This is a genomic window from Photorhabdus bodei, from assembly GCF_003287735.1.
GTDB lineage: Bacteria > Pseudomonadota > Gammaproteobacteria > Enterobacterales > Enterobacteriaceae > Photorhabdus > Photorhabdus kayaii.
Map to the genome: position 1 here is coordinate 1 of NZ_NSCM01000055.1, position 25,857 is coordinate 25,857.

The 25,857-nt window shown below is 43.2% G+C and carries 43 protein-coding genes and 1 rRNA gene; 5 read left to right on the forward strand and 39 right to left on the reverse strand.

Annotated elements, in window-relative coordinates:
• A 16S ribosomal RNA gene (locus CKY02_RS20340) occupies window positions 1-192 on the reverse strand; the annotation flags it as partial.
• A gap of 477 nt (window positions 193-669) precedes the next feature.
• Here CKY02_RS20340 and CKY02_RS20350 point away from each other — a divergent pair.
• Window positions 670-1,215 (forward strand): gamma carbonic anhydrase family protein, encoded by a 546-nt coding sequence (locus tag CKY02_RS20350; protein ID WP_112896701.1) that lies wholly within the window; start codon window positions 670-672, stop codon window positions 1,213-1,215.
• Here the strand turns inward: CKY02_RS20350 and CKY02_RS20355 are convergent.
• The 5 genes from CKY02_RS20355 to dprA all read right to left on the reverse strand — a co-directional run bounded on the left by CKY02_RS20355 (window position 1,191) and on the right by dprA (window position 4,551).
• Window positions 1,191-1,454: a DUF1488 family protein gene (locus CKY02_RS20355; protein WP_112879456.1), complete on the reverse strand. Its 264-nt coding sequence runs from the start codon at window positions 1,452-1,454 to the stop codon at window positions 1,191-1,193. The genes CKY02_RS20350 and CKY02_RS20355 overlap by 25 nt on opposite strands.
• On the reverse strand, window positions 1,451-2,266 hold the full coding sequence (gene aroE, locus CKY02_RS20360; RefSeq protein WP_112896702.1) for a shikimate dehydrogenase: 816 nt from the start codon (window positions 2,264-2,266) through the stop codon (window positions 1,451-1,453). The genes CKY02_RS20355 and aroE overlap by 4 nt, the downstream gene beginning before the upstream one ends.
• Window positions 2,267-2,278: 12 nt before the next feature.
• Entirely contained in the window at window positions 2,279-2,848 is a 570-nt protein-coding gene (gene tsaC, locus CKY02_RS20365) for an L-threonylcarbamoyladenylate synthase type 1 TsaC (RefSeq protein ID WP_112896703.1), read from the reverse strand.
• A gap of 13 nt (window positions 2,849-2,861) precedes the next feature.
• Window positions 2,862-3,401, reverse strand: a complete 540-nt coding sequence (locus CKY02_RS20370; RefSeq protein ID WP_112896704.1) for a topoisomerase DNA-binding C4 zinc finger domain-containing protein — start codon at window positions 3,399-3,401, stop codon at window positions 2,862-2,864.
• Between the two features lie 64 nt (window positions 3,402-3,465).
• Window positions 3,466-4,551, reverse strand: a complete 1,086-nt coding sequence (dprA, locus tag CKY02_RS20375; protein WP_112896705.1) for a DNA-protecting protein DprA — start codon at window positions 4,549-4,551, stop codon at window positions 3,466-3,468.
• 133 nt (window positions 4,552-4,684) lie between these two features.
• Here dprA and def point away from each other — a divergent pair, with 133 nt between their 5' ends.
• The 4 genes from def (at window position 4,685) to trkA (ending at window position 8,962) form a co-directional block, all read left to right on the forward strand.
• Complete coding sequence (gene def, locus CKY02_RS20380) at window positions 4,685-5,197, forward strand: peptide deformylase (RefSeq protein WP_112896706.1); 513 nt, start codon at window positions 4,685-4,687, stop codon at window positions 5,195-5,197.
• 24 nt (window positions 5,198-5,221) lie between these two features.
• On the forward strand, window positions 5,222-6,169 hold the full coding sequence (gene fmt / locus CKY02_RS20385; protein WP_112896707.1) for a methionyl-tRNA formyltransferase: 948 nt from the start codon (window positions 5,222-5,224) through the stop codon (window positions 6,167-6,169).
• 70 nt (window positions 6,170-6,239) lie between these two features.
• Window positions 6,240-7,529 carry a 16S rRNA (cytosine(967)-C(5))-methyltransferase RsmB gene (gene rsmB, locus CKY02_RS20390; protein WP_112896708.1) on the forward strand — a complete coding sequence of 430 codons (1,290 nt, stop codon included), beginning with the start codon at window positions 6,240-6,242 and terminating at the stop codon, window positions 7,527-7,529.
• Window positions 7,530-7,585: 56 nt separating this feature from the next.
• Complete coding sequence (gene trkA / locus CKY02_RS20395) at window positions 7,586-8,962, forward strand: Trk system potassium transporter TrkA (protein WP_112879448.1); 1,377 nt, start codon at window positions 7,586-7,588, stop codon at window positions 8,960-8,962.
• A gap of 322 nt (window positions 8,963-9,284) precedes the next feature.
• On the opposite strand, the gene CKY02_RS20400 is transcribed toward trkA, so the two are convergent.
• From CKY02_RS20400 to CKY02_RS20560, 33 genes are all read right to left on the reverse strand, one after another.
• Entirely contained in the window at window positions 9,285-9,485 is a 201-nt protein-coding gene (locus tag CKY02_RS20400; protein WP_011148769.1) for an alternative ribosome-rescue factor A, read from the reverse strand.
• Between the two features lie 114 nt (window positions 9,486-9,599).
• Window positions 9,600-10,016 (reverse strand): Zn(2+)-responsive transcriptional regulator, encoded by a 417-nt coding sequence (gene zntR, locus CKY02_RS20405; RefSeq protein ID WP_011148770.1) that lies wholly within the window; start codon window positions 10,014-10,016, stop codon window positions 9,600-9,602.
• Window positions 10,017-10,150: 134 nt separating this feature from the next.
• Window positions 10,151-10,543, reverse strand: coding sequence for a 50S ribosomal protein L17 (gene rplQ, locus CKY02_RS20410; RefSeq protein WP_112879447.1), 393 nt, complete (start codon window positions 10,541-10,543; stop codon window positions 10,151-10,153).
• Between the two features lie 40 nt (window positions 10,544-10,583).
• Window positions 10,584-11,573: a DNA-directed RNA polymerase subunit alpha gene (locus CKY02_RS20415; RefSeq protein ID WP_112879446.1), complete on the reverse strand. Its 990-nt coding sequence runs from the start codon at window positions 11,571-11,573 to the stop codon at window positions 10,584-10,586.
• Between the two features lie 25 nt (window positions 11,574-11,598).
• Entirely contained in the window at window positions 11,599-12,219 is a 621-nt protein-coding gene (gene rpsD / locus CKY02_RS20420; protein WP_011148773.1) for a 30S ribosomal protein S4, read from the reverse strand.
• Window positions 12,220-12,256: 37 nt separating this feature from the next.
• A complete protein-coding gene (gene rpsK, locus CKY02_RS20425) occupies window positions 12,257-12,646 on the reverse strand; it encodes a 30S ribosomal protein S11 (protein ID WP_002919257.1) in 390 nt (129 codons plus the stop codon).
• A gap of 15 nt (window positions 12,647-12,661) precedes the next feature.
• Window positions 12,662-13,018 (reverse strand): 30S ribosomal protein S13, encoded by a 357-nt coding sequence (gene rpsM, locus CKY02_RS20430; protein ID WP_011148774.1) that lies wholly within the window; start codon window positions 13,016-13,018, stop codon window positions 12,662-12,664.
• 149 nt (window positions 13,019-13,167) lie between these two features.
• Window positions 13,168-13,284, reverse strand: coding sequence for a 50S ribosomal protein L36 (gene rpmJ / locus CKY02_RS20435; protein WP_012768118.1), 117 nt, complete (start codon window positions 13,282-13,284; stop codon window positions 13,168-13,170).
• Window positions 13,285-13,316: 32 nt separating this feature from the next.
• Window positions 13,317-14,648: a preprotein translocase subunit SecY gene (secY, locus tag CKY02_RS20440; RefSeq protein WP_011148775.1), complete on the reverse strand. Its 1,332-nt coding sequence runs from the start codon at window positions 14,646-14,648 to the stop codon at window positions 13,317-13,319.
• Between the two features lie 7 nt (window positions 14,649-14,655).
• A complete protein-coding gene (gene rplO, locus CKY02_RS20445; protein WP_112879445.1) occupies window positions 14,656-15,090 on the reverse strand; it encodes a 50S ribosomal protein L15 in 435 nt (144 codons plus the stop codon).
• Between the two features lie 3 nt (window positions 15,091-15,093).
• The gene (rpmD, locus tag CKY02_RS20450; RefSeq protein ID WP_011148777.1) at window positions 15,094-15,273 is read right to left on the reverse strand and encodes a 50S ribosomal protein L30; all 180 of its coding nucleotides are present in this window, start codon (window positions 15,271-15,273) and stop codon (window positions 15,094-15,096) included.
• 5 nt (window positions 15,274-15,278) lie between these two features.
• Window positions 15,279-15,779, reverse strand: a complete 501-nt coding sequence (rpsE, locus tag CKY02_RS20455) for a 30S ribosomal protein S5 (protein WP_112896709.1) — start codon at window positions 15,777-15,779, stop codon at window positions 15,279-15,281.
• A 14-nt stretch (window positions 15,780-15,793) separates the two neighbouring features.
• On the reverse strand, window positions 15,794-16,147 hold the full coding sequence (gene rplR, locus CKY02_RS20460) for a 50S ribosomal protein L18 (protein WP_011148779.1): 354 nt from the start codon (window positions 16,145-16,147) through the stop codon (window positions 15,794-15,796).
• Between the two features lie 9 nt (window positions 16,148-16,156).
• On the reverse strand, window positions 16,157-16,690 hold the full coding sequence (rplF, locus tag CKY02_RS20465; RefSeq protein ID WP_112879444.1) for a 50S ribosomal protein L6: 534 nt from the start codon (window positions 16,688-16,690) through the stop codon (window positions 16,157-16,159).
• Window positions 16,691-16,704: 14 nt separating this feature from the next.
• Complete coding sequence (gene rpsH, locus CKY02_RS20470; RefSeq protein ID WP_011148781.1) at window positions 16,705-17,097, reverse strand: 30S ribosomal protein S8; 393 nt, start codon at window positions 17,095-17,097, stop codon at window positions 16,705-16,707.
• 33 nt (window positions 17,098-17,130) lie between these two features.
• Entirely contained in the window at window positions 17,131-17,436 is a 306-nt protein-coding gene (gene rpsN / locus CKY02_RS20475) for a 30S ribosomal protein S14 (protein WP_112879443.1), read from the reverse strand.
• Window positions 17,437-17,448: 12 nt separating this feature from the next.
• A complete protein-coding gene (rplE, locus tag CKY02_RS20480) occupies window positions 17,449-17,988 on the reverse strand; it encodes a 50S ribosomal protein L5 (protein ID WP_011148783.1) in 540 nt (179 codons plus the stop codon).
• 14 nt (window positions 17,989-18,002) lie between these two features.
• Complete coding sequence (gene rplX, locus CKY02_RS20485; RefSeq protein ID WP_036781887.1) at window positions 18,003-18,317, reverse strand: 50S ribosomal protein L24; 315 nt, start codon at window positions 18,315-18,317, stop codon at window positions 18,003-18,005.
• 10 nt (window positions 18,318-18,327) lie between these two features.
• Entirely contained in the window at window positions 18,328-18,699 is a 372-nt protein-coding gene (rplN, locus tag CKY02_RS20490) for a 50S ribosomal protein L14 (RefSeq protein WP_036781889.1), read from the reverse strand.
• A gap of 179 nt (window positions 18,700-18,878) precedes the next feature.
• Window positions 18,879-19,133, reverse strand: coding sequence for a 30S ribosomal protein S17 (rpsQ, locus tag CKY02_RS20495; protein ID WP_011148786.1), 255 nt, complete (start codon window positions 19,131-19,133; stop codon window positions 18,879-18,881).
• Window positions 19,133-19,324 (reverse strand): 50S ribosomal protein L29, encoded by a 192-nt coding sequence (rpmC, locus tag CKY02_RS20500; RefSeq protein WP_010847484.1) that lies wholly within the window; start codon window positions 19,322-19,324, stop codon window positions 19,133-19,135. The genes rpsQ and rpmC overlap by 1 nt, the downstream gene beginning before the upstream one ends.
• Window positions 19,324-19,734, reverse strand: a complete 411-nt coding sequence (rplP, locus tag CKY02_RS20505) for a 50S ribosomal protein L16 (protein WP_011148788.1) — start codon at window positions 19,732-19,734, stop codon at window positions 19,324-19,326. The genes rpmC and rplP overlap by 1 nt, the downstream gene beginning before the upstream one ends.
• A 12-nt stretch (window positions 19,735-19,746) precedes the next feature.
• Window positions 19,747-20,448, reverse strand: coding sequence for a 30S ribosomal protein S3 (gene rpsC, locus CKY02_RS20510; protein ID WP_112879442.1), 702 nt, complete (start codon window positions 20,446-20,448; stop codon window positions 19,747-19,749).
• Between the two features lie 17 nt (window positions 20,449-20,465).
• Window positions 20,466-20,798: a 50S ribosomal protein L22 gene (gene rplV, locus CKY02_RS20515; RefSeq protein WP_011148790.1), complete on the reverse strand. Its 333-nt coding sequence runs from the start codon at window positions 20,796-20,798 to the stop codon at window positions 20,466-20,468.
• A 14-nt stretch (window positions 20,799-20,812) separates the two neighbouring features.
• Window positions 20,813-21,091 (reverse strand): 30S ribosomal protein S19, encoded by a 279-nt coding sequence (gene rpsS / locus CKY02_RS20520; protein ID WP_011148791.1) that lies wholly within the window; start codon window positions 21,089-21,091, stop codon window positions 20,813-20,815.
• Between the two features lie 14 nt (window positions 21,092-21,105).
• Window positions 21,106-21,930: a 50S ribosomal protein L2 gene (gene rplB, locus CKY02_RS20525; protein WP_112879441.1), complete on the reverse strand. Its 825-nt coding sequence runs from the start codon at window positions 21,928-21,930 to the stop codon at window positions 21,106-21,108.
• A 19-nt stretch (window positions 21,931-21,949) separates the two neighbouring features.
• A complete protein-coding gene (gene rplW / locus CKY02_RS20530) occupies window positions 21,950-22,252 on the reverse strand; it encodes a 50S ribosomal protein L23 (protein WP_021322796.1) in 303 nt (100 codons plus the stop codon).
• Window positions 22,249-22,854, reverse strand: a complete 606-nt coding sequence (rplD, locus tag CKY02_RS20535) for a 50S ribosomal protein L4 (protein ID WP_011148794.1) — start codon at window positions 22,852-22,854, stop codon at window positions 22,249-22,251. Before rplD ends, rplW begins: the two co-directional genes overlap by 4 nt.
• Window positions 22,855-22,870: 16 nt before the next feature.
• On the reverse strand, window positions 22,871-23,500 hold the full coding sequence (rplC, locus tag CKY02_RS20540; RefSeq protein ID WP_112879440.1) for a 50S ribosomal protein L3: 630 nt from the start codon (window positions 23,498-23,500) through the stop codon (window positions 22,871-22,873).
• Between the two features lie 32 nt (window positions 23,501-23,532).
• Window positions 23,533-23,844: a 30S ribosomal protein S10 gene (rpsJ, locus tag CKY02_RS20545; RefSeq protein ID WP_112879439.1), complete on the reverse strand. Its 312-nt coding sequence runs from the start codon at window positions 23,842-23,844 to the stop codon at window positions 23,533-23,535.
• Between the two features lie 302 nt (window positions 23,845-24,146).
• Window positions 24,147-24,623 (reverse strand): bacterioferritin, encoded by a 477-nt coding sequence (gene bfr / locus CKY02_RS20550; protein ID WP_112879438.1) that lies wholly within the window; start codon window positions 24,621-24,623, stop codon window positions 24,147-24,149.
• Between the two features lie 76 nt (window positions 24,624-24,699).
• Window positions 24,700-24,894: a bacterioferritin-associated ferredoxin gene (bfd, locus tag CKY02_RS20555; RefSeq protein ID WP_112879459.1), complete on the reverse strand. Its 195-nt coding sequence runs from the start codon at window positions 24,892-24,894 to the stop codon at window positions 24,700-24,702.
• A gap of 754 nt (window positions 24,895-25,648) precedes the next feature.
• Window positions 25,649-25,857: EF-Tu C-terminal domain-related protein (locus CKY02_RS20560; protein ID WP_476641933.1), on the reverse strand; the 209-nt coding region annotated here is incomplete at its 5' end.

The window sequence follows — 25,857 nt, forward strand, 5'->3', positions numbered from 1 at the left end:
TCTCGCGACATTATGCGGTATTAGCCACCGTTTCCAGTGGTTATCCCCCGCCCTCGGGCAGATCCCCAGACATTACTCACCCGTCCGCCGCTCGTCAGCAAAAGCGCAAGCACTTTCCTGTTACCGCTCGACTTGCATGTGTTAGGCCTGCCGCCAGCGTTCAATCTGAGCCATGATCAAACTCTTCAATTCAAAGCTTGATGCTCAAAGAATTTCACTGATTAATTAGTTCGTAATGAATTAACTGTTGTTCACTCTTCAAGACTTTAAAACGTATTTTTTTGTGATACGGTCTTGTGAGTGCCCACACAGATTGTCTGATTAATTGTTAAAGAGCAGGCTGAAATAAAACGTGATATTCTCGTTCAGCCGGGCTGCGTATACTACGCTTTTCGCCCGCAGAGTCAAGCACTTGTTAGCTTTTTCTCTGCCCGACCTCACAATGGTTATCAACGTTGTGTCGGTCAGTGGTGGCGCATTATAGGGAGCTCAGATTTTTATACAATACTTTTTTTTCACACCCACCATCAACAGGCGAATCCTTGTTCTTTTTGAGTAAAATTTCGACCACAATAGCCCTATTCAACAAGTTTCTTTCATTGCATACTGGTATTTTCCTCACTAAAATCTTATTTAAAGTAAATCTCCATTTTTTCATCAGAGGTATACATGTCCGAAACGTTACGCAGTTACCTTGATATTCAGCCCAAAGTTGGTCAGAACGTTATGCTAGATTCATCTAGTGTAATCATTGGTGATGTTAGACTTGCTGATGATGTCAGTATATGGCCTTTAGTTGTCATCCGTGGGGACGTTAATTATGTATCTATTGGTACACGTACTAACATTCAAGATGGCTCTATATTACATGTGACACACAAAACAACAGACAATCCTGATGGTTTTCCTTTAATTGTGGGAGATGATGTCACTATCGGGCATAAAGTTATACTTCATGGCTGCACTATCGGTAATCAAGTACTCATCGGTATGGGCTCCATCCTACTTGATGGTTCAGTGATTGAAGATAACGTTATTATTGGTGCAGGCAGCCTAGTAGCCCCAGGCAAGATATTAGAAAGTGGGTACCTTTATATTGGCAGCCCTGCCCGCCAGGTCAGAAAACTAAAACCCGAAGAATTAAAAGGACTATGTTATTCAGCAAGCCATTACGTTAGCTTGAAAAATAACTATTTGCAGGAAGGTAATATGTAACGTCCCAAATGATCATCATCCTCGTTATTAATTACTAATTCGAATTCCTCTTCTATATCCCAACGATTTTGTCGAAAAAGGCTTAGTGGATGATGATCTTCCGTCCCATAACGGTATAAAAGCTCCTTGGCACTTATAACACATTGAACCAACAATCCATTTACCAATGCGGGAAAAACGACTATCTGCTCTTGCTCACTCCACTCTTCTCTATCAGGAAATTGGATAGATTGATTCACGAATGTAACTCCTGTTCCAATGTTAGCAACACAGGTGAAATTTCAGGCAATACACCATGCCATAATTTAAATGAATGAGCAGCTTGCCCCACTAACATCCCCAGCCCATCCGCATAACGAGAAACACCATGCTTCTTGGCAAAGGAAATAAAGGGCGTCAAATTAGCCTGGTAAAACATATCATAACAGACACAATTCTCATTAAACATAAATGGAGATATAGTAGGAATCTCACCATTAATACCAGATGCAGTCGCATTGATAATGAGATCAAACTCAGGACTATTAAGTGCTTTCATCTCAACAGGCCAAATATTACCTATTGCCGAAAAATTATTAGCAACCTGTATAGCGCGACTAAACGTGCGGTTTGTAATTGTAATTTTACAACCAAATTCTAATAATGGAAATAAAACACCTCTGGCAGCGCCACCAGCTCCAATGATTAAAATATGTTGCCCTTGAGTAATAAACCCAAGTCGCATCAAATCTGTTAATAACCCTATACCATCCGTGTTATCACCAATCAATTGATTATTAAGTAATTTTAAAGTATTAACTGCTCCGCTGAGTCTTGCCCGTTCAGTCAACTCATTTGCCCGAATAAATGCCTGCTCTTTAAATGGCACAGTAATATTGGCTCCTATACCTCCCTGTTTAAGAAATGTATCCAATGCCTCTTGAAATTTACTTATCGGCACCAGAATTTTCCCATAACGATGCTCAATACCTGTCTGTCTAGCAAATAACTGATGGATACGCGGAGATTTACTATGCGCAACAGGATTACCAAAGACAGCAAATTGATCCATATTTATCTCCCCTTATCCTTGACGATAAAGCTCGCCAGTTAAAGCATCCCGAATTTCTGAAGGGTTTTTCCGACCTCCAACACCTCCGTTTAATATAGGAAGCTTATCTCCAAACTGTTGTCTAACTTCTTCTGCTGTTCTGCATGGTTCAAGGCCATTCAAATTTGCACTGGTCGACACCAATGGTTTCCCATAAAAAGTACATAACTGTTTCACCAAAGGATGATCACTAACTCTGACAGCCAAGGTAGTGAATTGCCCTGTCAACCACTTAGGTGCACTGAATTTGGCAGGAATCACCCAGGTTACAGGCCCTGGCCAACAACCAAACATAGCTTTTTTTTGCTCTTTTGTCAGAAGTTTATCATCAAGATATGGTTGTAATTGTTCATAATTATCTGCGATAAGAATCAACCCTTTCTGCCAAGGACGCTTCTTTAATATAAGCAGTTCATTTACTGCTTTTTCACTATCAGGATCACATCCAAGTCCAAAAACAGCTTCAGTCGGATAGGCAATCACTTTTTCTGCTTTTAATGCAGTTAATACATTCTCAAATGCAGGTGATGCTTCATTGCTCATTTTATTACTCTGCTTAATTTATTTGCCGTTTTCCACACAACTTACTGGCACAAAATAACTTTATACCTTGTGATGTACGTTTTTCCACCAACAACGAATAAGAACAAAACTCACATTTCCCCTCAATTGGCTTATTATTTAATACAAACTGGCAATTAGGGTAACGGTTACACGCATGGAAAATTTTTCCGAAACGTGATTTCCTTTGGAGTAGTTGTCCTTGTTTACATTGCGGACAGGATATTAACGTCTCATCCGGTTTATCAATTAGTTCTGTATGTTCGCATTCAGGATAACGACTACAGCCAATGAACATTCCATAACGTCCTTGGCACAAAATCAAATTGACTCCACACGCGGGACATAGCTCCCCTTCAAGTTCTTTTACCACATGACCATCACTTTGCCCTTTTAATGGACGAATATATTGACATGATGGATAACCAGAACATCCAAGAAATGGGCCATGGATACCATTACGCATAACCAACACAGAACCACATTCAGGGCAATATTTAGTTTCATCAGTGGAGAAAGGAACCATTTTTACCATACTATTTTCACTCAAAAACTCATTCTCATATGACGTTGAACAGGACTCTGGAAATTCAGTTAATTTAACTCACACGCACATAACCACCAGCAACCATAGTCACCTTACCCAGTAATTCCAGCTCAAGGAGCTTTGTCATGACCTCAGTTATAGGCAATGAAGAACGCTGAGCAATAATATCAACAGGTGTTACTTCAGCGCCTACGTTAACTAGCACATCAGTAAATGGCAACTCAGTTTGCTCAAACTGCAGTTTGATTTCTTCCTCCGCTCTTTCCATATTCAACCATTGTAATGAACTGTAAACATGTTCCACAATATCCATTGCATTTGTAGCTAAATATGCACCTTGTTTTATTAACCAGTGATTGCCTTCGCTCACTGAACTCCCCAAAAGCCCTGGTAATGCAAATACATCTCTTCCTTGCTCAAGAGCACAGCGAGCAGTAATTAACGAGCCACTATTTTGGCCTGCTTCTACAACAATCACTGCTGAGCTTAATCCACTGATAATCCGATTTCTTTTAGGAAAGTTTTTTGCACGTGGTGGAGTATCCGGAAAAAACTCAGAAACAAGAGCACCATTCTCCTCAATTTGCTTTGCTAATGATCCGTGTCTATGAGGATAAATCTGACCAAGCCCACTACCTAATACAGCTACTGTTTTACCTCCACTATCCAATGCAGCTCGGTGACAAATACCATCAATACCGATAGCTAAACCACTAGCAATAACTAACCCATATCCAACTAGTTCACTTGCAAAAATTCTTCCCCATTTCTCACCATAATAGCTTGCTGTCCTGCTCCCTACCATCGCCACCTGCTTCTTTAAAAGAATATCTGGTTTTCCTGCCACAAAAAGCACAAGCGGAGGAGTATGTATCTGCTTTAATAGAGGTGGATACGAAGGGTGAGAATATGTCAATAAATGGTGCTCTGGCTGTTCCAACCACTTAAGGCATGAAGCTAATAAGATTTTATTTACTTTAGTAAATTGCAGACATTGTGCTGGCGATAATCCACTATCTTTCAACACAGTGAGATAACGACTCCCGGAATATAATAATTTTTCTGCAACATTTGCTGCTCTCTCTGTTGCCAAATGAGAAATCATATTCATTCGCAACCATACTTCCATAGCTTCCATGTTGTCATCCTAGCTAAGATTGACGGACAAAACTAAACTGCTCAATTAGCAATCGATACTGTCAATCTAAACGGGAAATGTCTAGAATAGACATAGAATACCATTAACATTTTGGATGCAGATCTAAACATATATGTCAGTATTACAAGTATTACATTACCCAGACGAGCGGCTTCGCACTATTGCAACGCCTGTTGAAACAGTTGATGCAGAGATTCGACGTATCATTGATGATATGTTTGAAACTATGTATGCAGAAGAAGGTATCGGTTTGGCAGCAACACAAGTTGATATTCATCAACGTATTGTTGTTATTGACGTATCAGAAACACGTAATGAGCGTCTCGTTCTGATCAACCCAGAATTACTGGAAAAAAGTGGTGAAACGGGAATCGAAGAGGGCTGTTTGTCTATTCCTGAACAACGAGCACTGGTGCCACGAGCCGAAAAAGTCAAAATCAAAGCCCTAGATTACAATGGCCAACCATTTGAATTACAAGCTGATGGCTTACTCGCAATTTGTATTCAGCATGAGATGGACCACTTAATTGGTAAACTTTTTGTGGATTACTTATCTCCACTGAAACGCCAACGTATACGCCAGAAAGTAGAAAAACTGGATAAACAAAAAGCCCGAACCAAGTAAATTATATTAATACAGGAAATAAACGTGTCTGATTCTTTGCGTATTGTTTTTGCCGGAACACCTGATTTTGCAGCACGCCATCTAGAGGCTTTGTTAATGTCTCCGCATGAGGTGGTTGGCGTTCTAACTCAACCAGATAGACCGGCAGGAAGAGGTAAAAAACTGACACCCAGTCCTGTAAAGGTACTGGCAGAGGAACGTAACATCACCGTTTTTCAGCCAGCTACTTTACGCTCAGAAGAAAACCAACAATGGATTCTAAAACAACAACCTGATGTTCTCATCGTTGTTGCCTATGGATTGATCCTTCCCAAGGTTGTTTTAAATATTCCAGAATTAGGTTGCCTAAACGTACATGGTTCCCTACTACCACGTTGGCGAGGTGCAGCCCCTATTCAACGCTCACTTTGGGCCGGTGATACAGAAACAGGCGTAACAATAATGCAAATGGATATAGGTCTTGACACTGGTGACATGCTATATAAAGCAAGCTGCCCTATTACACCTGAGGATACCAGTGCCAGTTTATACGAAAAACTGGCCAATATTGGGCCAGATGCGTTACTCAAAACATTATCATTAATAACATCAGGTAAAAGTCAACCTGAAACTCAAAACGAAAATTTGGTTACCTACGCTGAAAAACTAAGCAAAGAAGAAGCCCGCATAAATTGGGAACTATCTGCAGCCCACCTTGAACGTTGTATTCGCGCATTTAATCCCTGGCCCATGAGCTTTTTCGAGATGGAAGGACAACCTATTAAAGTTTGGAAAGCAGAAGCCATTGAAGAACAAACTTCAGTAGAACCAGGAACTGTATTAAAAGCAGACAAAGAAGGTATTTATATTGCTACTGCTGATGGAATTCTGAATATTACACAATTACAACCTGCCGGTAAAAAAGCAATGTCAGCAGCAAATCTACTTAATTCTAAACGTGAATGGTTTACGCCAGGCAATAAAATCAACTGAATACTATTTTATACTGTAAGCTCTCTCACAAACTTTCTCTTAATGCTGGCTTTTGTCAGCTCTTTTAACTATGAAAAACACATATAATCTGCGAAGTATCACCGCAAAAGCAATCAATCAAGTTCTGGATCAAGGACAATCTCTCAGTACAGTCTTACCCAAACTGCAACAAAATATAACTGATAAAGACAAACCCTTGTTACAGGAATTATCTTTCGGAGTGTTACGCGTATTACCACAGCTAGAGTGGATAATAGGTCAACTAATGGCAAAACCATTAAAAGGTAAACAACGTATTCTTCATTACCTGCTTATGGTTGGGATATACCAACTTGCCTATACTCGTATTCCAGCCCATGCCGCACTTGCTGAAACAGTAAACGGAGCCGTAACTCTGAAGCATTCTCAATTGAAAGGGTTAATTAATGGCGTTCTTCGCCAATTTCAGAGACAACAGCTACAGTTAATGGAATGTACACAAAATAATCCTAGCCACCACTTACACCCAGAATGGCTATTAACTCGAATCCAAAAAGCCTATCCACAACAATGGCAACAACTTATTGATGCTAATAATAAGAAACCCCCTATGTGGTTACGAGTTAATCGTATATACCATAGTCGGGATGAATATCTCACTCTTCTTCATAAATCAGGAATTGATGCAGAACCAGCGCCCGAATCACCTTCTGCTATCCGCATAATTTCCCCTTGCCCTGTAACAATATTACCTGGATTTGATAAAGGTTGGGTCACTGTCCAAGATTTATCCGCACAAGAGTGTGTCGAGTTACTAAAACCCATTAATGGAGAGAAAATTCTCGATCTTTGTGCAGCACCAGGAGGGAAAACAACATATATCCTCGAAATAGCACCAGAATCTCAAGTAGTAGCGGTAGATATTGATGAGCAAAGAATCAAACGAGTAAAAGAAAATCTCCAACGCCTTAACTGCCACGCTATAGTAAAAACCGGTGATGGACGCCACCCTGAACATTGGGCAGAAAACCTGCAATTCGACCGCATTCTTTTGGATGCACCGTGTTCAGCAACAGGAGTAATCCGTCGCCATCCTGATATCAAGTGGTTACGCCGCGAGGAAGATATTGCTCAATTAGTTCAATTGCAATCTGAGATTCTTGATGCAATCTGGCCATATTTAAAGAAAAACGGAACACTAGTATATGCAACCTGTTCTATTCTACCAGATGAAAATTGCCAGCAAATCAGCTCGTTTTTAAAACGCCACTCAGATGCAAAACTCGCGGGAACAGAGACAAATGATTGTCTGGGAAAACAAATAATACCTGAGTTAAATGGTGGTGATGGTTTCTTTTACGCTCGATTAACTAAACAGTAATATATCTCTACAATTTATAGAGATAATTATTTTTTTGCAATAAGTTAGAAAATACTATGAAAATAATTATTCTTGGTGCTGGTCAAGTTGGCGGTACATTAGCTGAAAATCTGGTAGGTGAAAATAACGATATCACCATAGTCGATACTGATCCCAATCGTCTACACCAACTACAGGATAAATTCGATCTCAGAGTAGTCAATGGTCATGGTTCTTACCCCAGAGTATTAAGAGAAGCTGGTGCTGAAGATGCTGATATGTTAGTTGCTGTAACTAATTCTGACGAAACTAACATGATTGCATGCCAAATTGCTTATTCCTTATTCAACACCCCAAACAAAGTTGCGCGAATACGCGCAGCAGAATATATTCGTGAAGCAGATAAACTTTTTCTGCCTAATGATATTCCTATTGATTATCTTATTTCACCAGAACAACTTGTCATAGATTATATTTATAAACTAATTCAATATCCTGGTGCCTTACAAGTCGTTAACTTTGCCGAAGGCCGAGTAAGCATTGTTGCAGTAAAAGCTTATTATGGAGGCTCACTTGTAGGAAATGCACTTTCCTCACTTCGTGAGCACATGCCGCATATTAATACCAGAGTTGCAGCAATATTTCGTCAGGATCGACCAATAAGACCTCAAGGTTCTACAATTATTGAAGCCGGTGACGAAGTTTTCTTTGTAGCTGCATCACAACATATTCGTGCTGTAATGAGTGAGCTTCAACGTTTAGAAAAACCCTACAAACGTATTATGATTGTAGGTGGTGGTAATGTGGGAGCTGGTCTTGCACTACGTCTAGAAAAAGATTACAGGGTTAAATTAATTGAACGAAATCAGCAAAGAGCTATAGAACTAGCCGAATTATTACATGATACCATTGTTTTCTATGGGGATGCCTCCGATCAAGAGTTATTAGCTGAAGAACATATAGAACAAGTTGATGTATTTATTGCTCTAACCAACGATGACGAGGCAAATATCATGTCTGCAATGCTTGCCAAACGCATGGGTGCTAAAAAAGCCATGGTTCTCATTCAACGTGGTGCATATGTCGATTTAGTACAAGGTGGTGTCATTGATATTGCAATCTCTCCACAACAAGCGACGATTTCCGCTCTGCTAGGTCATGTTCGCAAAGCAGATATTGTAAGCGTTTCCTCATTACGTCGTGGAGTGGCCGAAGCTATCGAAGCGATTGCTCATGGGGATGAAAATACGTCAAAGGTTGTTGGTCGAACTGTCGGTGATATTAAATTACCACCAGGCACTACAATTAGTGCAATAGCCCGCGGTGACGAAGTCATTATTGCTAGTGATTACAGTGTGATCGAACAAGGAGATCATGTAATTATGTTTATTACAGATAAGAAATTTGTCCCCGAAGTAGAGAAACTATTCCAGCCAAGCCCTTTTTTCCTTTAAAAGCCAAAGAAATCATTATACATCAGTCATATAATTCGAACACAATAACTGATACAACTTGGTATGTTTTAATTAGAAGAGTGTCATGAAGCTTTTAAATCAGTTTATGAATTTACTATGAAAGGTAATTTTGACAATTTAGCTGCTGACGTCAGCATCGATATGATTTTAAAAGAACACCGTACCATCATTCACTATTTTTCTACACAATGAAACTAATACACAGATCATTTAGTAAAAGGAAATTGGAATTATATCAGATACTCCCAATTACCGAAACAAAATTATTATTAGAAATTCGTAGCTTACTGAAAAGTAGGAACTAAAAGACCAGTAGTAAAGAATCTAATGACCCCTTACCACTGGTCTCCCAGCTACTTGCTTTGCTATGTTTTTCTTTCCTCTGGTAACTTCCTTTTCCTTTTTTATTTTTTTCAACTCGTTGTTTAAACAGTGGATCACGTAATAGAGCTTCTAGAGCATTATCCTTTATTACACCTTTCTTATGGTGATATGTAATCATCATATACCTCTATCATATTAATTCATCTACAAACATAGCGATTGTACTCTCTGAATTTTCAATAATAAAGAAAAATTTCTTATTTCTTATTTCTTATTTCTTATTTCTTATTTCTTATTTCTTATTTAAAGCACCTTGTTCTAAAGTTTCAAGAATAGAACAATAAATACTTATATGAGAACTACCACAGCAAGCATCACTTAACATCTTAAGTGAATCACGCATTTTTCGCATTTCAAGAAGTTTTTCCTCCACTTCCATTAACCTAGAATCTACAATTTGCTTTGACTCTTCACAAGTATGATGGGCTGGATCTACACGAATAGACAATAATTCTGTAATAGCTTCCAATGTAAACCCCAATTGCTTAGCATAACGTATAAACCGAAGGCGCTGTAAATCTTGCTCTGTATAAAGTCTATACCCTCCTTCAGTACGGTTCTGATGTTCCATCATTCCTTGTTTTTCATAGAAGCGCACAGTATCAGGAGTTACATTCGCTAATTTAGCCAGTTGACCAATACGATACATCTTTATATCTCCTACAATAGATAACATTGTTCGAGATATCAGCATAGCAGGATGAAAAAAAATAAGTTAGAGATTCATATATGCAAGCGTAAAAAAACCGGGATAAACCCGGTTCTTTTATATGCCCCTACAGATTACTCCGTAGTCGCAACTTCTGTTTGAGGTTCAGTAGCACGGTCAACAAGCTCGATGTATGCCATCGGAGCATTGTCACCAGCACGGAAGCCACACTTAAGAATACGAGTGTAACCACCTGCGCGGTTCGCAAAACGCGGGCCCAGCTCATTAAACAGTTTTGCCACGATTTCGTTGTCACGAGTACGGGCGAATGCCAGACGACGATTAGCTACGCTGTCGATCTTGGCAAGAGTAATCAGCGGCTCAACGACACGACGCAGTTCTTTCGCTTTAGGCAGAGTCGTCTTGATGATTTCATGACGGACCAAAGAACCTGCCATATTGCGGAACATAGCTTGGCGATGGCTGCTGTTGCGGTTCAATTGACGACCACTCTTACGATGGCGCATGACCTTATCCTTCTCAGTAAAACCTTAACCTGTGATCTAGTTATTCATCAGCAATACTTGCTGGTGGCCAGTTTTCTAAGCGCATGCCCAGAGATAAGCCACGTGAAGCCAGTACGTCTTTGATCTCTGTAAGAGATTTTTTACCCAGGTTAGGTGTCTTAAGCAACTCAACCTCGGTACGCTGTACCAAATCACCGATGTAGTGGATAGTTTCTGCCTTAAGACAGTTAGCAGAGCGGACAGTCAATTCCAGATCGTCAACAGGGCGCAGCAGGATCGGATCAAACTCTGGCTTCTCCTCTTTTACTTCTGGCTGACGTACATCACGTAAATCAACAAAAGCTTCCAGCTGTTCAGCCAAAATAGTAGCTGCACGGCGAATCGCCTCTTCAGGATCGATTGTACCGTTAGTTTCCATCTCGATAACCAACTTGTCCAAATCGGTACGTTGTTCTACACGCGCTGCTTCAACATTGTAGGCAATACGCTCTACTGGGCTATAACAAGCGTCTACTAACAAACGACCAATAGGGCGCTCATCTTCTTCCGAATGAATCCGGGCAGAAGCCGGCACATAACCTCGACCACGCTGAACTTTAATGCGCATGCTTATAGAAGCAGTTTCGTCAGTCAGGTGGCAGATTACATGTTGCGGCTTGACGATTTCGACATCTCCGTCGTGGATAATGTCGGCTGCAGTCACAGGGCCAATGCCAGACTTATTCAAGGTAAGAATAACTTCATCTTTTCCCTGAACTCTTACCGCCAGCCCTTTCAGGTTGAGGAGAATCTCCAGGATATCTTCCTGTACACCTTCTTTGGTGCTGTACTCATGCAGTACACCATCAATCTCAACCTCAGTCACCGCACAACCCGGCATAGACGAAAGCAGAATACGGCGCAGTGCGTTACCAAGAGTATGGCCAAAACCACGCTCTAATGGCTCAAGGGTCACCTTGGCGTGCGTCGAACTGACTTGCTCGATATCAACCAGGCGCGGTTTTAGAAACTCTGTCACAGAACCCTGCATTGTGTCCTCTCTTTGGTGCTAAGCTTTACTTAGAGTAAAGCTCGACGATCAGGTGTTCGTTGATGTCAGCAGACAGATCGGCACGTTCTGGAATACGTTTGAACACACCTTCCATCTTCACAGCATCAACCTCCAACCAAGTTGGTTTCTCACGCTGCTCAGCCAGCTCTAAAGCCGCCTTGATACGAGACTGCTTTTTCGATTTTTCGCGAACGCTGACTACGTCATTCGGGGATACCTGATAAGAAGCGATGTTAACAACGCGGCCATTTACCATGATAGCCTTATGGCTTACCATTTGGCGTGATTCAGCACGAGTCGCCCCGAAACCCATACGGTAAACAACGTTGTCCAGACGACCTTCCAGCAAACTCAGCAGGTTTTCGCCTGTGTTGCCTTTCAGACGAGTTGCTTCTTTATAATAGTTACGGAATTGACGCTCTAGAACACCGTAAATACGACGAACTTTTTGTTTCTCACGTAACTGCACACCGTAGTCAGACAGACGCGGTTTACGTGCGCCATGCTGCCCAGGTGCTTGCTCTAATTTACACTTGGTGTCAATCGCGCGAACGCCAGACTTCAGGAATAGATCTGTACCCTCGCGACGGCTCAGCTTGAGCTTAGGACCCAAATATCTTGCCATTTTCTTTCTCCAATCGAACCTAAAAAAGTAAACGCTATTAAACGCGACGTTTTTTAGGTGGACGACAACCGTTATGAGGGATCGGAGTCACATCAGTAATGTTAGTAATGCGGAAACCTGCCGCATTTAACGCTCGAATAGTTGACTCGCGGCCAGGACCAGGTCCTTTAACCATAACTTCCAGGTTCTTAATTCCGTATTCTTTCACTGCTTCAGCACAGCGCTCTGCTGCAACCTGAGCTGCAAACGGAGTAGATTTACGAGAACCACGGAAACCGGAACCACCAGCAGTTGCCCAACCCAAGGCATTACCCTGGCGGTCAGTAATGGTCACGATGGTGTTGTTGAAAGAAGCATGGATATGAGCCACACCGTCAGAGACTTGCTTTCTTACACGCTTACGTGCACGAATAGGTGCTTTTGCCATTATACAATACCCCGATTATTTCTTGATCGGCTTACGTGGACCCTTACGGGTACGTGCGTTGGTCTTAGTACGCTGGCCGCGAACAGGTAGACCACGACGGTGACGTAAACCACGATAAGTACCAAGATCCATCAGACGTTTGATGCTCAGGGTTACTTCACGACGCAAATCGCCTTCTACAACGTATTTGGCAACTTCGTCACGCAGCTTATCAATTTGCTCTTCAGACAGCTCGCTGATCTTAACATGTTCAGCAATACCCGCCGCAGCACAAATGGCTTGGGAGCGAGTTTTACCAATTCCGTAGATCGATGTTAAAGCGATTACGGTATGCTTCTGATCAGGAATGTTAATGCCTGCTATACGGGCCACTATGCACTCCTAAATTATTTATTTACCGCAACACCATTCTGAAAAGCCCGTTTTCAGGATACTCAAATAGTGTTGCTGTGATATAAAAAAGATTGGCTGGCTAATTTAGCCAGCTCAAACCGACTTTGCAAGAAAAATATGCTATTTTATCAGCCTTGGCGTTGTTTATGCTTAGGCTCTGCACTACAAATCACGCGAACGATACCATTACGCTTAACGATTTTACAGTTACGACATAATTTCTTGACGGAAGCACGAACTTTCATTTTTACTCTCCGTAACTTCTCAAGCAAACCAATTAACGGTTATAACCTTTAAGATTTGCCTTCTTCAATGCAGACTCATACTGACTTGACATCATCAGAGTTTGCACTTGAGCCATAAAGTCCATGATGACTACAACTACAATGAGTAGCGAAGTACCGCCAAAATAAAATGGCACCTTCATCGCATCACGCATGAACTCCGGGATTAAGCAGATAAAAGTAATATACATCGCACCAACTAAAGTTAGGCGTGTCATTACCTTATCAATGTACTTGGCTGTTTGCTCTCCCGGACGAATTCCTGGTACAAATGCACCGGACTTCTTCAGGTTATCTGCTGTTTCTCTCGGGTTGAAAACCAACGCAGTATAGAAAAAACAGAAGAAGATGATTGCAGACGCGTAGAGTAACACATAAAGCGGTTGCCCAGGCTGCAAGTACATTGAAATAGTAGTCAGCCAGTTCCAACCAGTTCCTCCCCCAAACCAGGAAGCTATGGTACCAGGGAACAGAATAATGCTGGAAGCAAAAATTGCAGGGATAACCCCAGCCATATTCACTTTCAACGGTAAATGTGTGCTCTGTGCAGCATAAACTCGGCGACCCTGTTGACGTTTTGCATAGTTAACAACGATACGTCGTTGGCCACGCTCCATGAAAACAACGAAGAAAGTTACTGCAAACACTAACACTGCAACCAACAGCAACAGGAGGAAGTGCAGATCGCCTTGCCGAGCTTGCTCAATGGTATGGCCAATGGCCGGCGGCAAACCCGCAACAATACCAGCAAAGATTATGATAGAGATACCGTTTCCAATACCACGCTCAGTAATCTGCTCACCCAACCACATTAGGAACATAGTCCCAGTAACTAGGCTCACAACAGCCGTGAAGTAGAAAGCAAACCCTGGATTGATCACCAGCCCCTGCATTCCTGGCATATTCGGCAAACCAGTAGCAATACCGATTGACTGGAATATAGCCAGCACTAAAGTACCATAGCGAGTATACTGGCTAATCTTACGACGACCAGCTTCCCCTTCCTTCTTAATCTCTGCCAACGTTGGATGAACCACCGTCAACAACTGAATAATAATAGACGCAGAAATATACGGCATTATCCCCAGTGCAAAGATAGAAGCACGACTTAAAGCACCACCAGAGAACATGTTAAACATTTCAATGATGGTGCCCCTTTGCTGTTCGAGCAATTTGGCAAGCACAGTGGCATCAATACCAGGGATAGGAATAAAAGAACCAATACGGAAAACAATTAACGCGCCAATAACAAACAACAGCCTACGTTTCAGCTCGCCTAGTCCACCTTTAGCACTTTGGAAATCTAATCCTGGTTGTTTAGCCATCTGTTACTTATTCCTCAATTTTACCGCCAGCAGCTTCAATTGCAGCACGAGCGCCCTTAGTAACACGAAGGCCACGCACAGTTACTGCACGATTGATTTCGCCAGAAAGAATAACTTTCGCAAATTCAATTTGAGTGCCAACAATGTTAGCTGCTTTCAATGCGTTCAGATCGATAATATCGCCTTCAACGGCAGCAAAATCAGACAAACGAACTTCTGCTGTGACCATCGCCTTACGTGAAGTAAAGCCAAATTTTGGCAAACGACGGTACAAAGGCATCTGACCACCTTCAAAACCGCGACGTACGCCACCGCCAGAACGAGACTTCTGACCCTTGTGACCACGGCCACCGGTTTTACCCAGGCCAGAACCAATACCACGACCTACACGTTTAGGCGCATGCTTGGAACCATCAGCCGGAGACAGAGTATTTAAGCGCATCTGTTACTCCTCAACTTTAACCATATAGGAAACCAAGTTGATCATACCACGTATAGCAGGAGTATCTTCACGCTCTACTGTATGACCGATACGACGCAGACCTAAACCAACCAAAGTTGCCTTATGTTTAGGCAGACGGCCGATTGAACTGCGAATCTGTGTTACTTTAATAGTCTTAGCCATGGCCATTACCCCAGAATTTCTTCGACGGATTTACCACGCTTAGCTGCGACCATTTCTGGAGACTTCATGCTGTCTAAAGCATCCAGAGTTGCACGAACCACATTAATAGGGTTGGTGGAACCATAGGTTTTAGCCAGTACGTTACGAACACCAGCCACCTCCAAAACAGCACGCATAGCACCGCCTGCGATGATACCAGTACCTTCGTGAGCAGGCTGCATGAACACACGGGAACCAGTGTGTGCACCTTTTACTGGGTGATATAAAGTGCCGCTGTTCAATGCGACGATTTTCATATTGCGACGGGCTTTTTCCATCGCTTTCTGGATTGCTGCCGGAACTTCGCGTGCTTTGCCGTAGCCAAAACCAACGCGACCATTACCATCACCTACAACAGTCAGTGCGGTAAAGCTGAAAATCCGGCCACCTTTTACGGTTTTAGATACGCGATTTACCGCAATCAGCTTTTCCTGCAGTTCGCCAGCTTGTTTTTCGATGTGAGCCATCTTACACCTCTACCTTAGAACTGAAGGCCAGCTTCACGGGCAGCATCTGCCAGTGCCTGGACTCGACCATGATATTGGAAACCAGAGCGGTCAAAGGATACATCTTTAATACCTTTTTCCAATGCACGTTCAGCAATTGCCTTGCCAACTGCTGCTGCTGCTTCTTTATTTCCAGTGTATTTCAGTTGTTCATTGATAGCTTTTTCTGTAGTAGAAGCTGCCACCAAAGTTTCAGAACCGTTTGGTGCGATAACCTGCGCATAAATATGGCGAGGGGTACGATGTACCACCAGGCGAGTTGCACCCAGTTCCTGGAGCTTGCGGCGTGCGCGGGTCGCACGACGGATACGAGCTGCTTTCTTATCCATAGTGTTACCTTACTTCTTCTTAGCCTCTTTGATACGCACGACTTCGTCGGCGTAACGAACACCCTTACCTTTATAAGGCTCAGGACGACGATAGGCACGCAGTTCTGCCGCAACCTGACCGATTACCTGTTTATCAGCACCCTTTAGTACGATTTCAGTTTGTGACGGACATTCTGCAGTAATGCCTGCTGGCAGTTCGTGGTCAACTGGATGTGAGAAGCCCAGAGACATGTTGATAACATTGCCTTTGACTGCTGCACGATAACCAACACCTACCAGTTGAAGCTTCTTAGTGAAGCCTTCGGTAACACCGATAACCATAGCATTCAGCAAAGAACGCGTTGTACCCGCCTGTGCCCAACCATCAACATAACCATCGCGTGGAGCGAAGGTCAGTTGATTATCTGCATGCTTAACTTCAACTGCGCTGTGGATTGTACGACTCAACTCGCCGTTTTTACCCTTAATCGAAATAACCTGACCGTCGAGTTTTACCTCTACGTCGGTAGGAATAACGACGGGTGCTTTTGCAACACGAGACATTCTTTCCTCCCGAATTAAGCTACGTAGCAGAGAATCTCGCCACCAAGACCAGCTTGGCGAGCTGCACGATCAGTCATTACACCTTTAGAGGTAGAAACAACAGCGATACCCAAACCAGCCATAACTTGTGGCAGCTCATCTTTTTTCTTATAGATGCGCAGACTTGGTCGGCTTACACGCTGAATACTTTCTACAACAGCCTTGCCCTGGAAGTATTTCAGTACTAATTCCAGCTCTGGCTTGGTGTCGCCTTCAATTTTATAATCTTCAATATAACCTTCTTCCTTCAGCACCTTGGCAATTGCCACTTTCAGCTTGGAGGAAGGCATGGTGACCGCAACTTTATTCGCGGCCTGACCGTTACGGATACGGGTCAGCATATCCGCGATGGGATCTTGCATGCTCATCTGTCTTTACTCCCGTGATTCAATTGGTGACAATTACCAGCTAGCCTTTTTAAGGCCCGGAATTTCACCGCGCATGGCGGCTTCACGGACTTTAATACGGCTCAACCCAAACTTCCGCAAAAACGCATGCGGACGACCAGTTTGGCGGCAGCGGTTACGCTGACGAGAAGGGCTGGAATCACGTGGCAGTGTTTGCAGCTTAAGAACAGCACTCCAACGCTCTTCATCAGATGCATTCACATCAGAAATGACAGCTTTCAATTCTACACGTTTAGTGAAGAATTTTTCAGCTAATTTCGCACGTTTTACATCACGTGCTTTCATTGATTGCTTAGCCATGAATACCCTGCCTTACTTGCGGAACGGGAAGTTAAAAGCAGCCAACAGTGCGCGGCCTTCATCATCAGATTTCGCAGTTGTGGTGATAGTAATATCCAGACCACGAACACGATCCACTTTATCGTAATCGATTTCAGGGAAGATGATTTGCTCACGTACACCCATGCTGTAATTGCCACGACCATCAAATGACTTAGCAGACAAACCACGGAAGTCACGAATACGAGGTACAGCAATAGAAATCAGGCGCTCAAGAAACTCCCACATACGTTCACCACGCAGGGTCACTTTACAGCCGATTGGATAGCCCTGACGGATTTTGAAGCCTGCAACTGATTTGCGCGCTTTGGTGATCAATGGTTTTTGACCAGAGATTGCTGCCAGATCCGCTGCTGCATTATCCAGCAGTTTCTTATCAGCAATTGCTTCACCAACACCCATGTTCAGGGTGATCTTCTCGACCCGAGGGACTTGCATGACAGAATTGTAGCCAAACTGAGTCATCAGTTTTTGGACTACCTCGTCTTTGTAGTAATCATGCAGTTTCGCCATCGTATTACTCCAAATTACTTGATAGTTTCGCTGTTAGATTTAAAGAAACGAACTTTTTTTCCGTCTTCAAATCTAAAACCTACACGGTCAGCCTTACCGGTTGCCGCATTGAAGATCGCAACGTTTGAAACCTGGATTGCAGCTTCTTTTTCAACGATGCCACCTGGCTGGTTCAGAGCCGGAACAGGCTTCTGATGCTTTTTAACCAAGTTGATACCTTCAACAATGACTTTCCCAGTAGAAAGAACCTGTTTTACTTTACCGCGCTTACCTTTATCTTTTCCAGTCAACACGATAACTTCGTCATCACGACGGATTTTCGCTGCCATTGTCCGCTCCTTAGAGTACTTCTGGTGCCAGGGAGATAATTTTCATGAACTTTTCATTACGAAGTTCACGAGTTACCGGCCCAAAAATACGCGTACCGATAACTTGCTCACTTGTGTTGTTTAACAACACGCAAGCATTGCCATCGAAGCGAATGACAGAACCGTCAGGGCGACGAACACCCTTCTTGGTGCGCACCACTACCGCTTTCAGGACATCACCTTTTTTCACTTTACCACGAGGAATTGCTTCCTTGATGGTGACTTTTATGATGTCGCCGACGTGTGCATAGCGACGGTGCGAGCCACCCAGAACCTTGATACACATTACGCGACGTGCACCGGAGTTGTCGGCCACGTTCAGCATAGTCTGTTCTTGGATCATTTTAGTGCTCCGCTAAATGTCAACTACTACTGAGCCCACTTCACTACTATAATTTAATATGAAGAGGCCGTTCAGATACCCCATATCACGAGGGCGCGGCATTATAACACCACATCTCAGATATAGATAGAAAAAATAAACGGCCCATAGCCTGAGCCGTTTACTCTATTCGAGCCAGCTTACAGAATCGCTTTCTCTACAACGCGAACTAAAGTCCAAGATTTAGTTTTGGACAGTGGACGGGTTTCGCGGATTTCCACCACATCACCAATACCACATTCATTGTTCTCGTCATGTACATGCAGTTTAGTCGTACGTTTGATGAATTTACCATACAGAGGGTGTTTCACCTTACGCTCAATAGCAACAACAATAGATTTCTCCATTTTGTCACTTACAACACGACCTTGCAAAGTACGGATTTTATCGGTCATTACGCACCCGCCTTCTCAGTCAATAAAGTCTTAACGCGTGCGATATTACGACGCACTTGTTTCAACAGATGAGACTGTTGTAGCTGGCCACTTGCAGCCTGCATGCGCAGGTTAAATTGTTCACGCAGCAAATTCAGCAGCTCAGTGTTCAGCTCTTCAACGCTTTTTTCGCGCAGCTCTTGTGCTTTCATTACATCACCGTCTTAGTTACAAAGGTGGTCTTGATAGGCAGTTTCGCTGCTGCCAGCTTGAATGCTTCACGAGCCAGCTCTTCAGGCACACCGTCCATTTCATAAAGGACTTTACCAGGCTGGATCAAGGCAACCCAATATTCTACGTTACCTTTACCTTTACCCATACGCACTTCGAGTGGCTTTTCAGTGATAGGTTTGTCTGGAAATACACGTATCCAGATTTTACCTTGACGTTTAATTGCACGGGTCATAGCACGACGTGCCGCTTCAATCTGACGTGCCGTCAGACGGCCACGGCCCACAGCTTTCAGACCGAAAGTGCCGAAGCTAACATCCGCACCTGCTGCCAGGCCACGGTTACGGCCTTTGTGCATTTTACGGAATTTCGTACGCTTTGGTTGTAACATCAGCGACTCTCCTTACTTGCGGCCTTTGCGCTGCTGCTTTTTAGGTTGTGCAGCCGGTTTTTCCGCCTGTTCAACAGCAGCCATACCACCCAAGATCTCACCTTTGAAGATCCATACCTTAACGCCGAGTACACCATAAGTGGTGTGCGCTTCTGAAGTGTTGTAGTCGATATCTGCACGCAGTGTGTGCAACGGTACACGACCTTCACGATACCATTCAGTACGCGCGATTTCAGCACCGCCTAAACGGCCACTGACTTCCACTTTAATGCCTTTAGCGCCTAGACGCATCGCATTCTGGACTGCACGCTTCATAGCACGACGGAACATAACACGACGTTCCAGCTGTGAAGTAATACTGTCAGCAACCAGTTTCGCGTCCAGTTCAGGCTTACGCACTTCAGAGATATTAATTTGCGCAGGAACACCAGCGATTTCCGCTACAGTTTTACGCAGTTTTTCTACGTCTTCACCTTTCTTACCGATTACGATACCTGGGCGAGCAGTGTGAATAGTTACACGAATACTTTTAGCAGGACGTTCAATAACAATGCGTGAAATAGACGCTTTTGCCAGTTCTTTCTTCAAGTACTGGCGAACTTTAAAATCGCTGTCTAGGTTGTCAGCGAATTCTTTAGTATTCGCATACCAAGTAGAGTTCCAAGGTTTGACAATACCCAGGCGAATACCATTAGGATGTACTTTCTGACCCATTGCTAGTCTCCAGAGTCTCAGCGATCGGACACAACCACAGTAATGTGGCTGCTGCGCTTCAGGATGCGATCTGCACGACCTTTTGCACGAGGCATAATACGCTTCATAGTCGGGCCTTCGTCTACGAAAATCTTCGTGACCTTCAGATCATCAATGTCAGCACCATCGTTGTGTTCTGCATTAGCAATAGCAGACTCAAGTACTTTCTTCACTAAACCAGCAGCTTTCTTATTGGTATAGGTCAGAGTTTCCAGAGCTTGCGACACTTTCTTACCGCGAATCAGGTCAGCTACAAGGCGAACCTTCTGAGCAGAAGAACGAGCGTGGCGATGTTTAGCGATAGTTTCCATCTCTTCCTCCTACCTTAGCGCTTTTTAGCCTTTTTATCGGCCGCATGGCCGCGATAAGTACGGGTCGGTGCGAATTCACCTAGTTTATGACCAACCATTTCGTCGGAAACAAAAACTGGTACATGCTGACGACCATTATGGACAGCGATGGTCAAACCGATCATGTTAGGAAAGATCGTTGAACGACGGGACCAAGTCTTAATAGGCTTTTTGTCTCCGCTTTCCACCGCTTTCTCTACCTTCTTCAGCAAGTGCAGGTCAATAAATGGACCTTTCTTGAGAGAACGTGGCATGGTTTATCCTCTAATTATTTTTTAGTACGGCGACGTACGATGAACTGATCAGTACGTTTATTACTACGGGTCTTCTTACCTTTAGTTTGAACACCCCAAGGAGTTACAGGATGTTTACCAAAGTTACGACCTTCACCACCACCATGTGGGTGATCTACCGGGTTCATCGCCGTACCACGAACGGTAGGACGAATACCACGCCAGCGACTTGCACCAGCTTTACCCAGAACACGTAGCATATGTTCTGCATTACCAACCTCACCTAAAGTGGCGCGGCAGTCAGACAGAACTTTACGCATTTCACCAGAACGCAGACGCAAAGTTACATAAGAACCATCACGGGCAACGATCTGAACGTATGCACCAGCGGAACGAGCCAACTGACCACCTTTACCCGGTTTCATTTCTACGTTATGTACGGTAGAACCAACAGGGATATTGCGCATTGGCAATGCGTTACCAGTTTTGATAGCTGCGTCAACACCAGATTGAATCTGATCACCAGCTTTCAGCCCTTTAGGTGCAAGGATATAACGACGTTCACCATCTTTATACAAAACCAAGGCGATATTTGCTGAACGATTTGGATCATATTCCAAGCGCTCAACTACGGCAGGGATACCATCTTTATTACGTTTAAAGTCAATCAGACGATAGTGCTGCTTGTGGCCACCACCAATGTGACGAGTGGTAATACGGCCATTGTTGTTACGACCACCGGTTTTGCTGCTTTTTTCCAGCAATGGAGCATAAGGTTTACCCTTATGCAGCTCAGGGTTAACCACTTTAACAACGTGGCGACGGCCCGGAGACGTAGGTTTACATTTAACAATTGCCATTGTTCTTTACTCCTCCGACTTACTCTGCACCACCGATGAAGTCCATATTCTGGCCTTCCTTCAGTGTGACGTAAGCTTTTTTCCAGTCGCTACGACGACCAATACGCTGACCGTGGCGTTTAGTTTTGCCTTTTACCAGCAAAGTGTTAACACCTTCAACTTCGACTTCAAACAGTTTCTGCACAGCAGCTTTGATTTCTGCTTTAGTCGCGTCTTTCGCAACTTTGAGAACGATGGTGTTGCTTTTCTCCATCGCTGTAGAAGCTTTTTCAGATACGTGCGGTGCGCGCAGTACTTTCAGCAGACGTTCTTCACGGATCATGCCAGCATCTCCTCAACTTGCTTCACAGCATCAGCAGTCATAACCACTTTATCGAAGGCGATCAAGCTCACTGGATCAATACCAGCTACATCACGAACATCAACCTTGTACAGGTTGCGAGCTGCTAAGAACAAATTCTCATCAACTTCATTAGTGATAATCAGCACATCTTCCAGCGCCATCTCTTTTAGTTTCTGAACCAGAAGCTTGGTTTTAGGCGCTTCTACAGAAAACTTCTCGACAACGATCAAACGATCTTGACGTACCAATTCAGACAGGATGCTTTTTAAAGCACCACGGTACATTTTCTTATTAACTTTTTGACTGTGGTCCTGTGGCTTAGCTGCGAAAGTTACGCCACCAGAGCGCCAAATTGGGCTCTTAATAGAACCAGAGCGTGCACGGCCAGTGCCTTTCTGACGCCATGGTTTTTTACCTGAACCAGAAACTTCAGCACGGGTTTTCTGAGCACGAGTACCTTGACGTGCACCAGCTGCGTAAGCAACAACTACTTGATGCACAAGCGCTTCATTGAAATCACGCCCGAAGGTAGTTTCGGAAACAGTCAGCGCGCCTTGCGCGTCTTTCATTACCAATTCCATTCCTATCTCCTCGACGTTACGCCTTGACAGCCGGTTTTACGATCAGGTTGCCGCCAGTTGAACCTGGAACAGCACCTTTGACCAGCAGCAGGTTGCGCTCAGCGTCAACACGTACTACATCCAGGCTTTGAACAGTTACGCGTTCATTACCCAGCTGGCCTGCCATTTTCTTGCCTTTAAATACCTTGCCCGGAGTTTGGTTCTGACCGATAGAACCCGGAACACGATGAGACAAAGAGTTACCGTGGCTAGCATCTTGAGTACGGAAGTTCCAGCGCTTAACAGTACCAGCAAAACCTTTACCTTTAGATGTACCAGTAACGTCGACTTTCTTAACGTCAGCGAAAATTTCAACGCTAATGCTTTGACCTACAGCATATTCTTCGCCTTCAGACAGACGGAATTCACGCAGGATACGGCCAGCTTCAACGCCAGCTTTAGCGAAATGACCTGCTTCAGGTTTGTTTACACGGTTAGCTTTTTTGCTACCAGTAGTAACCTGAATTGCACGATAACCATCGTTATCCAGATCTTTAACCTGAGTAACACGGTTATCTTCAATTTCGATAACAGTTACAGGGATCGAAACGCCATCTTCAGTGAAGATACGAGTCATACCCACTTTTTTACCGACTAAACCAATCATTGTTTCAACCTCTTAATCGTTCAATGACCTGATTAACCCAGGCTGATCTGCACGTCTACACCGGCAGCCAGATCCAGACGCATCAGAGCATCAACGGTTTTCTCGGTTGGCTCAACGATGTCAACCAGACGCTTATGAGTGCGAATTTCGTACTGATCACGCGCATCTTTATTAACATGCGGAGAAATTAGAACGGTAAAACGCTCTTTATGAGTCGGCAGCGGGATCGGACCACGAACCTGCGCACCAGTACGCTTAGCGGTCTCGACAATTTCCGCAGTTGATTGATCGATCAAACGATGATCAAATGCTTTCAGGCGAATACGGATTCTTTGGTTCTGCATGAGACCAGAGCTCCAACTATTTTATAAACGTAAATAATTACTACTCGAGCCCATTTCGATTGATGGGAGAGTGTAATCGTTCAATATATAACCCCCATATCGGGAGTATTTTAAATGGGCAGTAAAAAACACTGCGCATTTACTGGCTAACAAACCAGACTTACACGTAAGTAAGACCGCATATTATACGCAAATCAATTAACAAAGCAAGATACAGATGAAGATCTGTCCGGAGTAAAATTAAAGGAGCATGAAACAAAATGCCCTAACTTAACAGATAGGGCATTTTTCCGTAACTATAACTATTCTCCTTCAAGGATCTGTGCTTGAGTGTAATTTTGAATCCCCATACGTTCAATTAATTCAAATTGAGTTTCCAGCCAATCAATATGCTTTTCTTCTTCATCTAGAATATCGATCATTAAATCACGGCTAACATAGTCATGAATCGAATCAGCATAAGCAATCGCTTCTTTCAAATCTTTAGCTCCTTGCAATTCGAGCTGCAAGTCAGATTTGAGCATTTCTTCGATATCTTCTCCGATGTTAAGTTTTCCTAGATCCTGCAAATTAGGAATCCCTTCAAGAAAAAGGATACGTTCAATGTACCTATCGGCGTGCTTCATTTCATCGATAGATTCATGATACTCCTTATCATTAAGTCGAGTAAGACCCCAGTTTTTGAACATCCGGGCGTGCAGAAAATACTGATTAATTGCAACAAGCTCATTTCCAAGAAGTTTGTTCAAATGAACAATCATTTTTTTATCACCTTTCATAGCTTACCCCTCCGCTTCCAGTACTTAAAGTGTAGTACCTATTCAGCAGAGTAGTAGTAAACTTACTTCTTTTTTATCAAGCAACGTTACCTATCTTGGGTAGCTGTGCAATCTCCTCATTAATTAGCTCTCTAGCTTGGCGTATGCATTTGCCACAATCACGGCCTACAGGCACAATACGTTTTAGTTCTTTAATAGAGTGAATATGATGTTGACGCACCGCATTACGTATTGTTTTGTCACTCACCGCATTACATAGGCAGACATACATAAATAACACTCTCTGGTACACATTATAGCGCATATTAAATAATAATGAGTCTCATTTCAATAATCATTCGCATTTTAATTTTCTGATTCAGGTTCTTCCAAATTTTCTTTTAGCCTTGTCAAATAGAGGTAGTTCTCTCATTTCTATAATACTTTGGCTAGGAAGGCTTTTATCTCTATCAGGAACTTTCTTAAACTTATTCCATCCTAAGACTATCTCCTACATCAGCAATTTGTTCCAGAACTGATAGCTAGACAGAACAACCCACTTAAGATATTACGGGATATAGAATTCACATACTTAGTTGTACGAAAACGAACATGCTATGCCGTAATCTTTTCAGGGGTATCCCCTCTTTCTGTTAGAACATACCAACAGAGGCAGAACAAGCATGGGCTAGATATTACTACCTGTATGTAAAAGAAAATATGACTTATCTAAGTTTGAAGACAAATACTTATTTGGAAAAATCATGAGTTATCACTAACGTATTCTATAGATGAATGATGTATATATACTCTAAGAATATCCTGATAAAACAGCTAAATGACGCTTCCAGGAACAAACGATCAAAATCAAAAATTTAAAACACGAAGAGACAGCCCAACGGGGTGGTTCATACAGAGAATTTAAGGAAGGATGATATAAATTAAAATACCCACTAACAGACACCTAATGTAGCACACCAGGCGTCTGTTCTAAAACAAGACAGAATGCAAACCTATTCTAGAGTTAGGTACTTAATTATTAGCTATTAAGCGATAACTTTAGCAACAACACCAGCACCTACTGTACGGCCACCTTCACGGATAGCGAAGCGCAGACCCTGGTCCATCGCGATTGGGGCAATCAGGGTAACTTTCATCTGAATGTTATCACCTGGCATCACCATTTCCACGCCTTCTGGCAGTTCAATGGTACCGGTCACGTCAGTTGTACGGAAGTAGAACTGTGGACGGTAGC